Annotated in this window: 11 protein-coding genes; 8 read left to right on the top strand and 3 right to left on the bottom strand. The window is 40.2% G+C overall.

Annotated elements, in window-relative coordinates:
- Window positions 1–9: 9 nt before the first annotated feature.
- On the top strand, window positions 10–1,203 hold the full coding sequence (gene punC / locus CXF93_RS11855) for a purine nucleoside transporter PunC (protein ID WP_198551649.1): 1,194 nt from the start codon (window positions 10–12) through the stop codon (window positions 1,201–1,203).
- Window positions 1,204–1,339: 136 nt separating this feature from the next.
- Here punC and ansA read toward each other — a convergent pair whose 3' ends face one another.
- The gene (gene ansA / locus CXF93_RS11850) at window positions 1,340–2,350 is read right to left on the bottom strand and encodes an asparaginase (RefSeq protein ID WP_101062711.1); all 1,011 of its coding nucleotides are present in this window, start codon (window positions 2,348–2,350) and stop codon (window positions 1,340–1,342) included.
- Between the two features lie 242 nt (window positions 2,351–2,592).
- Window positions 2,593–4,455 (bottom strand): signal peptide peptidase SppA, encoded by a 1,863-nt coding sequence (sppA, locus tag CXF93_RS11845; protein WP_101062710.1) that lies wholly within the window; start codon window positions 4,453–4,455, stop codon window positions 2,593–2,595.
- A 387-nt stretch (window positions 4,456–4,842) separates the two neighbouring features.
- On the opposite strand from sppA, the gene CXF93_RS11840 reads away from it, so the two are divergent.
- The 7 genes from CXF93_RS11840 (at window position 4,843) to CXF93_RS22125 (ending at window position 11,597) form a co-directional block, all read left to right on the top strand.
- Window positions 4,843–6,873 (top strand): NADPH-dependent 2,4-dienoyl-CoA reductase, encoded by a 2,031-nt coding sequence (locus tag CXF93_RS11840; protein WP_101062709.1) that lies wholly within the window; start codon window positions 4,843–4,845, stop codon window positions 6,871–6,873.
- Window positions 6,874–7,112: 239 nt separating this feature from the next.
- Window positions 7,113–7,667 (top strand): NAD(P)H nitroreductase, encoded by a 555-nt coding sequence (locus CXF93_RS11835; protein WP_101062708.1) that lies wholly within the window; start codon window positions 7,113–7,115, stop codon window positions 7,665–7,667.
- Window positions 7,668–7,700: 33 nt separating this feature from the next.
- Window positions 7,701–8,234 (top strand): lecithin retinol acyltransferase family protein, encoded by a 534-nt coding sequence (locus CXF93_RS11830; protein ID WP_101062707.1) that lies wholly within the window; start codon window positions 7,701–7,703, stop codon window positions 8,232–8,234.
- Between the two features lie 138 nt (window positions 8,235–8,372).
- Window positions 8,373–8,669: a polyhydroxyalkanoic acid system family protein gene (locus tag CXF93_RS11825; RefSeq protein WP_101062706.1), complete on the top strand. Its 297-nt coding sequence runs from the start codon at window positions 8,373–8,375 to the stop codon at window positions 8,667–8,669.
- Window positions 8,670–8,691: 22 nt separating this feature from the next.
- Complete coding sequence (locus tag CXF93_RS11820; RefSeq protein ID WP_101062705.1) at window positions 8,692–10,086, top strand: wax ester/triacylglycerol synthase domain-containing protein; 1,395 nt, start codon at window positions 8,692–8,694, stop codon at window positions 10,084–10,086.
- Window positions 10,087–10,280: 194 nt separating this feature from the next.
- Window positions 10,281–11,192 (top strand): alpha/beta hydrolase, encoded by a 912-nt coding sequence (locus CXF93_RS11815; RefSeq protein ID WP_101062704.1) that lies wholly within the window; start codon window positions 10,281–10,283, stop codon window positions 11,190–11,192.
- A 255-nt stretch (window positions 11,193–11,447) separates the two neighbouring features.
- Window positions 11,448–11,597, top strand: a complete 150-nt coding sequence (locus CXF93_RS22125; protein ID WP_198551648.1) for a hypothetical protein — start codon at window positions 11,448–11,450, stop codon at window positions 11,595–11,597.
- Between the two features lie 175 nt (window positions 11,598–11,772).
- Here the strand turns inward: CXF93_RS22125 and asnS are convergent, their stop codons facing one another.
- Complete coding sequence (asnS, locus tag CXF93_RS11810; RefSeq protein ID WP_101062703.1) at window positions 11,773–13,173, bottom strand: asparagine--tRNA ligase; 1,401 nt, start codon at window positions 13,171–13,173, stop codon at window positions 11,773–11,775.
- Window positions 13,174–13,341 lie beyond the last annotated feature (168 nt).

The raw sequence follows: 13,341 nt of genomic DNA, 5'->3' as shown, positions 1-13,341 counted from the left end.
AACGCGTCAATGAGTACTATGATCTGGTTTTCTGGATTAAGTATGTTGGGTTTTCTCGCCACTGACATGTATTTACCTGCATTCGAAACCATTCGCTCTGAGTTTGGTACCACGCAAACATTAATTAGCTTGTCACTGAGTATCTTTTTACTCGGCATGGCACTTGGTCAATTAGTGTATGGCCCTTTATCTGATCGTATCGGCCGCAAGAAAATGTTGTTTGTTGGTATGACTATTTTTGTTATATCGACGGCTGTGATCTCAGTGTCTAACAGTATTGAACTGTTTCTACTGGCTCGATTTGGCCAAGCGTTAGGTGCGTGTTGTGGTACTGTTATTTGGCAGGCGGTGGTTATTGACCGTTATCAAGGTAAAGCATCAGAGCGTATTTTTGCGACTATTATGCCACTCGTTGCCTTGTCTCCAGCATTAGCACCACTATTGGGTGCTGGCCTTGAAGAATATTTCGGCTGGCGCAGTATTTTTGTGGTACTAGTGGTGATTGGTCTCGCCCTAATGTTCGCAACAACAGGCGAACAAGAAAGTGCACCGCTGGATAAAAAACAAGAAAAAATATCAACGCAATTGACTCGTGATTATAAGCAGATTATAAAATCAAAAATATTCATGGGTAACATGTTAATATTTGCGGCGTGCTCCGCTGCTTTCTTCGCCTATTTAACCGGTTCACCTTTTATTATGACTGCGATGGGCTATTCCGGCGCGGATATTGGTCTGAGTTACTTGCCACAGACAGTTGCTTTCCTTGTGGGTGGTTATGGTTGTCGTAGCTTGTTAACCCGCTTGAGTGCCAAACAATTACTGCCTTGGTTAATCACCCTGTTTATCACGACAGTGGTAACTATGTTTGTGATTACATTTGTGACAGCACCAACGACTATTTGGCCTATCTTGATCCCATTCTGTTTCTTAGCAGTGGCTAATGGTGCAATTTATCCGTTGGTGATTAATGCTGCATTGGCTGATTTTAAAAATTGCAGTGCGACAGCGGCAGGGTTACTTAACTTCTTACAGACGATGTTTTGTTTCTTAGCAAGTAGTGTGGTTTCAGCGTTCTCTGACCAGGGTCTTTACGCAGTGACGGCAGTGATGTTGTTCCAAGGTGTGTTGATTGTAGTGGGTTATACGTTAGCTAAGCACAAGCAGGTTGCAGATGTTGTAACTGAAGCAGCAGTGGCTTAAAGCTTTATCTAGTTAGTTACTTTACAGTTATAAATGGCAGATAAAAAACGGGAAAGACAGTGACTGTCTTTCCCGTTTTTATTTGTCTGTTTTATAGCGACTAGCTAATGTAACTCTAACGCCACATTAATCGAGTTTAATGGCTTAATTCACCACGGATATTTTTCTGCATTAGTACTTTGATTTCTTCGCTTGGTAAATTCTTACTAATGAGATAATGCAGTTTGGTTAATGCTGCTTCAGTCGTCATATCAAAACCTGAGATAACGCCCACTTGTGCTAACGCATCGCCTGTTGCATAACCGCCCATGTTTACTTTACCTTTAATACACTGGGTAAGGTTAACAACTACGATACCGCGTTTGTTAGCGGCTTCCAATGCATCTAAGATATCTGCGCTTTGTGGTGCATTACCGACACCATAGCTTAGCAAGATAAGTGCTTTCACTGGTTGTAATAGGATGTTACCAATTACTTCGGTTGAGATACCAGGGTAAAGCGTTACGATCGCAATTGGTTGCGGCGTAATATTGCTCACCGTCAGGGTTTTTTCTGCAATTGGTTTTACGTCACCTAATAGTACTTCGATATTAATACCGACTTTTAATAAGGTTTCGCAATTTGGCGTTGCAAAGGCGCTGAAACCATCGGCATGAACTTTAGTTGTTCTGTTGCCACGTAATAATTGATTATTAAAGAATAAGCATACTTCGTGAACTGGGTAGTTTGCGGCAAGGTAAAGTGAGTTAAGTAAGTTACTTTGTCCGTCAGAACGAATTTCGGCTAGTGGGATTTGTGAACCAGTCACGATAACTGGTTTGCCAAGGTCTTCTAACATAAATGCTAATGCTGATGCAGTATAGGCCATGGTATCTGTACCATGTAAGATCACAAAACCATCATATTCGTCATAATTGGTTTGGATATCTTCTGCAATTTGTTGCCAATCAGACGGGGCCATATTAGAAGAGTCGATTAACGGCGAATATTCATGCAGTGTGAAATCAGGCATTTCTTCGCGGTGGAATTCAGGTAGACGCGCTAAGCAATCTGTCATGAATCCTTCCATCGGTACATAACCGTGCTCTGAATGTTGCATACCGATCGTGCCACCAGTATATGCAATGTAGATTGATTTCTTAGCCATTAATAAATTCCCTGTGCGTTTTTAAAGGGGATTATAGTGCTGAAATCAATTAATGGAATAGCTTGCTGCTAAATTACTGAATAAAACTGCAATTAAATAGGGTAATTAACGGCGGGACTAGATTTGTGCGGTAAATCGTCAATTTACCGCACAATAGGGCTACTACTTATTTAATACTGATTATTTCTTACGTATTTACTTTATTGCTTTATAACTTATTTATAAATCAGTTATAAAGGTTATTACTTAACTTCACACACTAAACATTGCACATACAGACCTTGTGGGTCCGAATAGTTGTTAAGTTGTGCAGCTTGTTGACTCATAGTCGCTAACCACGTTGCCACATGACCATCCGCGCTGATATTAAGTTGTGTTAACACTTGCGTGGCGATTGATTGTGTAAACATCGACAGTAATCGTTCACGCTCACTGCGCGGTGTTTGAATTAAGATCAATGAGTCACTTGCTACATTGGCTTGTTTGGCCGCCGCGGCAATGGCGTCATCAAGATTACCTAGGTTATCAACTAAGCCTAAACGCAATGCATCACTACCAGTCCAAACACGGCCTTGGGCGATCTCATCCACTTGCTCTGTGGTCATGTCTCGACCTTCAGCAACCACATTTAAAAAGTTACTGTAACCATTTTCAACGGTCATTTGAATGATTTGAGCCATATGCTCTGGTAACTTTCGATTAACGGATAGGCCGGTGTAATCCGTTGTGCCAACACCATCACTGTATATACCGAGTTTCGCTAGCAGTTTTTCTGTCGTTGCAAACATACCAAAAATACCAATTGAACCGGTTATTGTGGTTGGTTTAGCCCAGATTTCATCCGCAGCAGAAGCTATCCAATAACCACCTGACGCGGCAACACTGCCCATAGACACAATGACGGGCTTACCAGCTTGTTTTACTTCTAATAACGCGGTACGGATCTGTTCAGACGCAAATGCGCTGCCACCAGGGCTGTCGATACGCAGTACCAGTGCCTTAATCTGTTCATCATCTTTGGCTTCTAGCAATAGTTTACTCAGCGACTTTCCACCGATCGCACCGGCAGGCTGATTGCCATCTAAGATTTGGCCGCTTGCGAAAATGATGCCGACACCTGGCTTGTTAGCAAAACCTTGTTGCTCAAAAGGGGTTGGCTGCAGGGCAAGGTAATCTAAAAATTCAACTTTGTCGTATTTAGCCGATTCGCTGTTGAGCTTTTTAGCCAGATAACGCGAAATCTGTTCACGTGTTAATAATTGGTCGACCAACTTCTGTTGCAAAGCATATTCGGCGATATTGCCATTGACTGATTGCAGTTTGGCAATAAATACGTCTGCTTTAGGCGCTACGTCATCAGCGTTAATTGAACGGTTACTTGCCACAACACTGGTATAGGTATTCCAAAGTTGATTTAGCCAGTTTAATTTGGCTTCTTTGCTCTCTGCAGACATATCGCTACGTGTAAAGGGTTCAACAAATGACTTATAAGTACCAACACGGAACACATGTGATGACAGGTTTAATTTGTCGATCGCATCTTTGAAGTAAAGACTGTAACTACCGTAACCTTGTAATAACACACCGCCAGCTGGATTAAGTAAAATCTCATCAGCAAATGAAGCAAGGAAATATTGCTCTTGGCTAAAATAATCGCCATAAGCATAAACTGGCTTATTACTCTTTTTAAATTCCACTAAAGCATCTGAAATATCAGTGAGCTTAGTTAAACTTGCAGGTTTTAGCAGGGCCAAATCTAAGATCAGCGCGTTAATTGCATTGTCAGTCTTAGCGTTGTTAATGACGTTAACCACATCTGAAATCGCAATTTCATTAACGACGTTTTTAGAATCAACAAATTCGCTAATCACTTGATCGAATGGATCTACTAGTTTTGGTTGATCAACCAAAACACCGTTTAAGTTAAGCACTAACGCGGCGTTATCTGCGAATGTGACTGGTACTTCTTTTGTCTGCTGCAACGCGATAATAATGATTGCGATAAAAGAAATAAAAAACAGGTTCAAGATTAAATTACGGGTAAAGGTAATCGAACTGCCTATTTTAGAAAGAATGAATCCGAGTATTGAGAATAATTTTCTCATTATATATTCCTAGTAAATCCGATGGGATTAAACTGTTACAGATGTGAGAACAGATGTTGTTTGGTGTATTAAGCCATAAATATAGTTTAGATTAAAGCACTTAGAGTGTAGGGCTAAGACCGCGCATAGCGGATCTAGTTCTCATTAATTACAAATAATACTGTGTTTAGCTTAGTTTAAACAAGACTAAATGTATTGTTAATGATTGAAATGCAACGAAATCATTTGTTTATGGCTACACTTGTACGCTGCACTCGTTAAAATAGCGTTTGAAATGAACGATTAAATTAATTACTCTAAATGTTAAATAGATAACAACTGCACATCAAATAGATAGCAAATAAATATCAATCAAGTAGCAATTGTGTAACCACTGGGAGTGGAGTTATGTCTGCAAGCAATTATCCGAATATGTTAGCACCGTTAGACCTAGGTTTTACTACATTGAAAAACCGAGTATTAATGGGCTCAATGCATACAGGCTTAGAAGAAGAAAAAAATGGATTTGAAAAACTGGCCGCATTTTATGCCGAACGTGCAAAAGGCGGTGTTGGTTTAATTGTTACTGGTGGTATTTCGCCAAATTTACGTGGCCGTTTGATGCCCCATGGTATGCAGCTATCTTATAAGTGGCAGGCCAAGAAACACCAAGTTGTTACACAGGCAGTGCATGATAATGGTAGTAAGATCGCATTACAGATTTTACATGCGGGACGTTATGCCTACCATCCATTTAGCGTGAGCGCGAGTAAGAGCAAATCGCCGATTAACCCGTTTACACCAAGAGCGATGTCAAAACGTTCTATTCGCTGCACTATTGCTGACTTTGCTAAAACGGCCGAACTGGCTCAGTTTGCCGGTTATGACGGTGTTGAAGTGATGGGTTCTGAAGGTTATCTGATTAACCAATTTATTTGTCACCGCAGTAATAAGCGTACCGATGAATGGGGTGGTAGCTATCAAAACCGTATGCGCTTTCCGATTGAGATTGTTAAATCAATTCGTCAGCGTGTCGGTAATGATTTTATTATTATCTTCCGCCTATCAATGCTGGATCTGGTTGAAGACGGCAGCACCTTTGAAGAAGCGGTTGAACTAGCGCAAGCACTTGAAAAAGCGGGTGTGACTATTATTAATACCGGTATTGGCTGGCATGAAGCGCGTGTACCTACGATTGTAACCAGTGTACCGCGTGCGGCATTTAGCTGGGTAACTGAAAAAATGAAAGCCCATGTTAATGTGCCTTTAATTACCACTAACCGTATTAATACCCCTGAAGTGGCTGAACAAATTTTATCTTCAGGGCAAGCGGACATGGTATCGATGGCTCGTCCTATGTTAGCCGACCCATACTTTGTTGCAAAAGCGACAGCAGGTAAAGCAGATGAGATCAATACCTGTATCGCCTGTAACCAAGCCTGCTTAGATCATGTATTTAAAGCCAAACGCGCCTCTTGCTTGGTCAATCCACAAGCGTGTTTTGAAACTGAATTGACGTTTGAAACAGTTGCGAAATCTAAACGTATTGCGGTTGTTGGTGCGGGACCCGCTGGTTTAGCATTTGCTTGTTATGCCGCTGGACGTGGCCATCAAATTGATATTTTTGATAGTCGCTCGGAGATTGGTGGTCAGTTTAACTATGCTAAACAAATTCCCGGCAAAGAAGAGTTTTACGAGACGCTGCGCTATTATGCAAAACAGATTGAAGTACTTGGCATTAACTTACATTTAAATCAGTTAGTGACAGTGAAGACTTTGGAGGGCAAGGGTTATGATGATGTTGTTGTGGCAACAGGTATCACGCCAAGAACACCGCCTATTCCAGGGATTAAACATGAGAAAGTACTCAGTTATATTGAAGTATTACGTGATCATAAACCTGTGGGTAAACGTGTTGCCGTGATCGGTGCCGGTGGTATCGGCTTTGATGTGTCAGAGTTCTTGGTTGAAGAGCAAGGTGCTTCACCATCGACCAATACTAAGCAGTGGTTAAGCGAGTGGGGCGTAACAGAAGACAGCCAAACTGTGGGTGGTCTTGTTGCGGCCAAGGATACAGCACCTGCGCGTGAAGTATTTTTGTTACAACGTAAAGATACCAAAGTCGGCGCGGGCTTAGGTAAAACCAGTGGTTGGGTACACAGAGCCACATTACAGAAGAAAAATGTGGAAATGATCAAAGGCGCTTCTTATGACCTGATTGATGATCAAGGTTTGCATATTACTGTTGATGGCGTTAAAAAAGTACTCGACGTTGATAATGTAATTTTGTGTGCAGGACAAGAACCATTTAAAGAGTTGTTTGAGCAGTTAAAATCTGAGAAAGTGACTACTCACTTGATTGGTGGTGCATTTGAAGCGGGTGAATTGGATGCAAAACGTGCTATTCGTCAAGGCGCTGAATTGGCCGCGATGATTTAATACTAATCTAATGCAATAACATCAACCGTTATTGCTACAGTAGCTATGATTCTTGTAGTGGCTGCTACTTGTTACAGTTGGTTGATGATCGCGATGACTTCTTGTTGTAACCCGTTATTGTAAATATATATAGCCCATATTATCTATGGGCTTTTTTGATCTTAATAAATTTATCACTTGATATTTTATGGCCTACATTTAATACTTTAACTATCACTCATTGTTCAAAGTAGTAAGTAATGAACGCAATTGACCTATTAATAAATCGCCATTCTTGTAATCAGCTTTCAGCCCCAGCCCCGAGTGGTGAGGCATTGGATAATATTATTAATGCTGGATTACGCGCACCTGATCACGGCGGCTTAACCCCTTGGCGTTTTATTATTACCGAAGGTGACGGTTTAAATACTTTGTCACGCTATTTTCAAGATGCCGCATTTAACCTTGGCAAAGCAGAAAAAGATGTATTAAAAGCGGCAAATGCGCCGTTTCGAGCACCACAAATTATTACTGTTATTGCCAGAATAGAAGCGCACCCGAAGATCCCCGAAACGGAACAGTTAATGTCGGCGGGTTGTGTAGTCATGGCCATGCAAATGGCGGCGCAAGCTCAAGGTTTTAACGGTATTTGGCGAACCGGTTGGTTTGCTTACAATGACTATATAAAACAAAAGCTTGAACTTGAAGGTAAAGATGAAATAGTGGGCTTTTTATATTTAGGCACACCGGATGTATCTTGCAAGAAAATTCGTCAGTTAGATACCGAAAATTTTATAACTCGCATGGATAGCTAACGCTTTGCACGTGAATAGAGAGTAGGAATTAAGATGACAACCCAGTATCCAAAAGGACATTTACTCAGTGTACAATTTCCACTTTACCATCATGTTGGTATCTCGGATGGGTGTGGTCATGTTTTTGAGAATTCCAGAGCACGTGCTGGTCGAGGCTTAGTGACTCTACAAGATTTCTCTGACGATAAAGACATTATCGACCATGGTTTTTTACCCGGTAGTTTACCTGCCGAAGATATTATCGATAACGCGGCGCAACTGGTCGCAGACAAAAAGCGTTATCATTTGTTGAAAAATAACTGTGAGCATTTTGTCCATGAGGTGTGCGGCGTCAAAGTCACCAGTCCGCAGTTACGACGGGCGTTAATTTTAATCTCAGCGATATTAGTCAATCATTATACCAGTGGCCGGTTTCGAACGGCTTTACTGTGGAGCATTGCGTCGCAATTATCACATTTAAATGCCGCGACACTGTCTTGGTGGAAGCATGCTATTTTTACTTCCGCAGGATTTTGGTTGGTACTTTTAAGTAATACTAATCAAGATGTTGAAGATGAAAATCTGTAGCTAATACCTCTTTATTCCCCATTTCTTTTCTTCTATAGCGCTTATTGGTTTAGTAAGCGCTTTCTAGTTATTTTCCTTATAATAGTGGCCATTAGATTAACACCTCGCCAACCTTGTATTGAGCGAGTGGAGTAAATTATGGGTAGTATTGAAATTTTTCGCGATCATAGTTTGCCGCATCATCAGATTATTAGTATCGCAGATAAAGTAATGGTTGATATAGCAGAAGAATATGACCTTAAATTAGAATGGCAGGGTGATAAACTGCATATTCAGCATGCGCATACCAGAGGGTATTTACATGCTGATTCAGAAAGTATCAGAATCAAATTGAAATTAGGGATCCTGCTGTTTCCAGTCAGTTTTGTATTAAAGCAAAGCATTGAAGAAACCCTGGATGAACTGCTTCCAAGTGCAGCATGTTCGTATAGATAAAGTATGATTAAGGCTTGATATTATGGAACAATTATCACTGGTTGAAACCTCATTTTTATTAAGTGAGAGTACTGCAAGTCCTAAACATTTTTCAGGGTTGCAAATTTTTGAACCGCCCAAGGACTATGTTGGCAACTTTGCCCGCGATCTGTTCCAAAAGTTAATCATGGATCCTGCTGTAGCGACCCCATTTAACTTTAAATTGAAAAAAAGCTTCGGCGGTTTGTATTATTGGGTACATGATAGCCAGTTTGATTTTAATTATCATATTCGCATGTCGATGCTACCCGGTGAAGGTTCTGATGAGCAGCTACGTGACTTAGTTGAACGTTTACATTCGCATTTAATCGATAGAACGCGTCCGTTATGGGAAGTGTATTTGATTGAAGGTTTATCAGAAGGTCGTTTTGCTATTTTCACTAAAATTCATTATGCGATGGCTGACGGTAAAATGGCAAATAGTTGGTTGTCAGGGTATCTACAAAGTGATCAGTCAGTTAATGATTATCGCCCATTTTGGCAGCTCCCATCTTTCCGCCCTGGTTATAAAGAATCAGCTGGTGTCATCGAAAACGTATTGTCGACGTACATGAGTGGTTTAAAGCAGCTTAAATCTATTCCTGGTCTGGTCCAATTAGGGGCTCGAATGGGGCTTAAATTCCTAAATTTACGGGATAAAGGACCGGCATTACCATTTTGTGCTCCAAGAACACCATTTTCTGTACCAGCAACGCGTTCTCGTATCGTTTCTTTTGGTCGTTTACCGTTTGAAAAAATGCGTTCAATTAGCAAGATAACGGGCGTTACCTTCAATGATGTGATTTTATGTTGTGTTGATATTGGCCTAAATCGTTATTTGAAAGAAAAAGGTATTTTATTACGCAAGCCATTAGTTGCTCAGGTACCCGTTAGGATCGGCAACGGCCGTCGAAATGCATTAACCGGGGTCGAACTCGGTAATGTTGATGCAGCTCCTTTAGATCATTTAGAAACAATTTTTAAACGTACCAGCAGCGTTAAAGAAGATTTGTTTAGTTTATCGGCAGAGTCGGTGGTTAACTTTTCATTATTGCTGCAAGCAAGTGCGTCAATCTCTGAATGGTTAGGTATATCGAAGTTCTTACCGCCATTAGGCTCTGTGATTGTTTCTAATGTGCGTGGACAGCAAGAATTTGCTTACCTTGCGGGAGCGAAGCTGACCGAAGTCTATCCGGTATCAGTACTCTCCGCTGGTACAGCATTAAATATTACCTTGTACAGTTATCACGAAGAAGTGTTTTTCGGTTTAGTGGGGTGTAAAAATGAACTCCCTGATTTAGATATATTATCTCGTCATGTCGAGGCCGCTTGTGAGATCCTCTCAAATGACATTCTGGATAATGCGAAACAACATTCAGTACTAATCTCTTCACGTTAAACTAAAGGCAGCAGCTTAAGCTGCTGCCTTTATCTATGCCTTCTGTATATTTCATGCTACCTTTGATAGGTTACGTATTTGTTAAACCCTAGAGGCTTAGAAATGTGTACATAGGATTAGTATTATGTCTTAGGGCAAGGGTCTGAGTTGTATTGCTAGCATTTCTGCTATACGTATAAAAATTCGAGGTTATTTTGATTAGTTGGCAAGCCAAGGCGCTAAATTTATTTCTGAAGCAAACAGTAAAGCGCTCGATTGAAAATACTAAAGATGCAAATAAACTGCGTCTTCAGATGCGCGCGTTGGATAAATTTTCATTTGGTACTAGCTCAAAGATAGCGCGCTCTCAATCTATGCGCGCAGGTATCTTGTGCGATGACATAAAACTTAAATTTTCAAACAGCAAAACAAAATTACTGTATTTACACGGTGGCGCATTTGTATTTAAAACCCCGGCGATGCATAATAATTTCATTGCTCGTTTAGCTGAACCATTAGATTTACATGCTATCGTACCCGATTATCCCCTTGCACCTGAACATCCTTTCCCTGCAGCACTCGATTGCTGTTATATTATTTATAAGTCATTACTCGATTCTGGTACTGCGGCTGAAGATATAATATTGGCGGGTGACTCTGCGGGTGGCAATTTGGTTTTAGCTTTATTACATAGAGCGAAGCGCGATGGTCTGCCTATGCCTAAATGTGGGGTATTATTATCACCTAATGCCGATATGACACAAAGTGGCATGTCTGCTGTTGAGAATCGTTATAGTGACGCACTGTTTAGTTTAGAAGTGATGTTACATTGCCGAAACTTATATTTAGCTGGCGGTAATAACGATTTACATAATGATGAGATATCACCTTTGTTTGGTGACTTTACTGGTTTCCCGCCGTTTATGTTCCATGCCGGTAGTACCGAGTTAATGCGCGATGATTCAACCCGACTTGCGGCGTTTATGCAGGAAAAAGGTGTCGATGCTCATGTACAAATATGGCGCGAAATGCCACATGTATTTCCCTTGTTTGAGCAGCTTCCAGAAAGTAAGGCTGCGTTGATTCAGATCGTCGACTTTATAAAGAAACATCAAAACAAGCCTTAAGTAGGATTGTTTTAGTTTTTTCTATGTTTTTAGTAAGTCAGTTTATAATTAACCATAAAGATGTCAGTTTAAATGATGGGGTTTTTGCATGTTTGGTATTGTTTTATGCTGCATTTGCAGTTAAACATAATAAAATATAAATAATCATATAAAATATGTCATCTTCGGTAATTTTTCTGAAAATGATATATGTTGTTTTATAAAATTCTTTATTATAGCCACATAAACCAAGCGAAGCACAATACAGAGGCTATTATGAACAAAGAACAAGTATTACAAACAATCGAATTATTAAAAGCAGGTCACTCTTTAACGAACGTAACTAAGATTGCTAATATCAATGTTATGTACGTAAGTGTAATTCGTAAATTGATGGTGATGAACTTGATTAATATTGAAGGTTAATCGCTATAGCGCTTAACTTATTGATGACTGACTGATTAGCAATGCCATAAGCGTTGAACAAATATCACAGTCAAAAAAAAGGCTGGTAAGATAAATAATTATCTCACCAGCCTTTTTGTTTTAAGCTACTTTTTTAAATTAGACATAAATGCTAAATTAAAAATAAATACTTAAATTAGAATTCCGCCGTGCGTGGTGCACGTGGGAAAGGAATTACGTCACGGATATTTTGCATACCAGTTACATAAGACACTAAACGCTCGAAGCCTAGACCGAAACCAGAATGTGGCACTGTACCAAAACGACGTAGGTCGCGGTACCACCAGTAATCTTCTTTGTTTAGACCCATTTCTTCCATACGCTTATCAAGCATATCTAAACGTTCTTCACGTTGACTACCGCCGATGATCTCGCCGATGCCTGGTGCAAGTACGTCCATTGCAGCAACTGTTTTACCGTCTTCATTCATACGCATGTAGAATGATTTAATATCTTTCGGGTAGTTTTTAACAACAACAGGTGCTTTAAAGTGTACTTCAGCAAGGTAACGTTCGTGCTCAGAAGACATATCGATACCCCAAGAAACTGGGAATTCGAATTCTTTACCACATTCTTCTAAGATCTTAATTGCGTCAGTGTAATCAATTTGCGCAAAGTCAGATTCCACAAAGCTTTCTAAACGCGTAATCGCTTCTTTGTTGATACGTTGTGCAAAGAACTGCATGTCATCCATACGCTCTTCTAGTACAGCTTTAAAGCAATACTTAAGCATATCTTCAGCTAGTTTTGCTGCATCATCAAGATCTGCAAATGCAATCTCAGGTTCAACCATCCAGAATTCTGCAAGGTGACGCGTTGTGTTTGAGTTTTCAGCACGGAAAGTTGGGCCGAATGTATAAACTTTACCAATCGCACAAGCATAAGTTTCAGCGTTAAGTTGACCAGATACCGTTAGAAAGGTTTCTTTACCAAAGAAGTCTTCTTTGTAATCAACTTCACCTTTATCAGTTAAAGGCAGGTTATTCATATCCAGTGTACTTACACGGAACATTTCACCAGCACCTTCACAATCACTACCAGTGATAAGTGGTGTGCTTAACCAGTTATAACCATTTTCATGGTAAAAACGGTGAATAGCTTGTGATAAACAGTTACGAACACGCATAACCGCACCCATAACGTTAGTACGACCACGTAGGTGAGCGTGTTCACGAAGGTACTCGATGCTGTGACGTTTAGCTGACATCGGGTAAGTATCAGGGTCTTCTACTAAACCAAGCACAATTACTTCTGTTGCTTGGATTTCGAATGATTGACCTTTACCTGGTGATTCAACAACTACACCAGTAACTTCAACAGAACAACTAGCAGTAAGATTTAATACATCTGCTTCGTAGTTCGGTAAATCTTTGCTTACAACTGCTTGAATAGGATCGAAACACGAACCATCGTAAATAGCTAAGAAAGAAATACCAGCTTTAGAATCACGACGTGTGCGGATCCAGCCTTTCGTTGTAACTGTGCTACCTACCGGGAATTTACCGGCAAAAATATCTTTAACTGACGAATGCGTCATAGGATTATTGCTCTCCAGCATAAAAAGCTCTTGCTGAGCGAATGATGATTATTTAAGTAAGGTTATATTACCTTTGCAGTTGCAGTATACAAGTAAAAACAACGAAAAATCATTTTGTTTGCTTAATATTTAGTAAATTATCACTGATATCCAAGAATAATTAAGGAT

Origin of the sequence: Moritella sp. Urea-trap-13 (assembly GCF_002836355.1) — a bacterium.
Lineage (GTDB): Bacteria > Pseudomonadota > Gammaproteobacteria > Enterobacterales > Moritellaceae > Moritella.
The sequence above is the reverse complement of the archived record's forward strand: the minus strand, read 5'-3'. Positions and strand labels throughout refer to the sequence as shown.

Bases quoted from the DNA above. Each gene is read 5' to 3' on its own strand.
- CXF93_RS11835 (WP_101062708.1), top strand. From the start codon at position 7,113: ATGAACGCAATTGACCTATTAATAAATCGCCATTCTTGTAATCAGCTT.
- CXF93_RS22125 (WP_198551648.1), top strand. From the start codon at position 11,448: ATGAACAAAGAACAAGTATTACAAACAATCGAATTATTAAAAGCAGGT.
- punC (WP_198551649.1), top strand. From the start codon at position 10: ATGAGTACTATGATCTGGTTTTCTGGATTAAGTATGTTGGGTTTTCTC.
- CXF93_RS11830 (WP_101062707.1), top strand. From the start codon at position 7,701: ATGACAACCCAGTATCCAAAAGGACATTTACTCAGTGTACAATTTCCA.
- CXF93_RS11825 (WP_101062706.1), top strand. From the start codon at position 8,373: ATGGGTAGTATTGAAATTTTTCGCGATCATAGTTTGCCGCATCATCAG.
- CXF93_RS11820 (WP_101062705.1), top strand. From the start codon at position 8,692: ATGGAACAATTATCACTGGTTGAAACCTCATTTTTATTAAGTGAGAGT.
- asnS (WP_101062703.1), bottom strand. From the start codon at position 13,173: ATGACGCATTCGTCAGTTAAAGATATTTTTGCCGGTAAATTCCCGGTA.
- CXF93_RS11840 (WP_101062709.1), top strand. From the start codon at position 4,843: ATGTCTGCAAGCAATTATCCGAATATGTTAGCACCGTTAGACCTAGGT.
- ansA (WP_101062711.1), bottom strand. From the start codon at position 2,350: ATGGCTAAGAAATCAATCTACATTGCATATACTGGTGGCACGATCGGT.
- sppA (WP_101062710.1), bottom strand. From the start codon at position 4,455: ATGAGAAAATTATTCTCAATACTCGGATTCATTCTTTCTAAAATAGGC.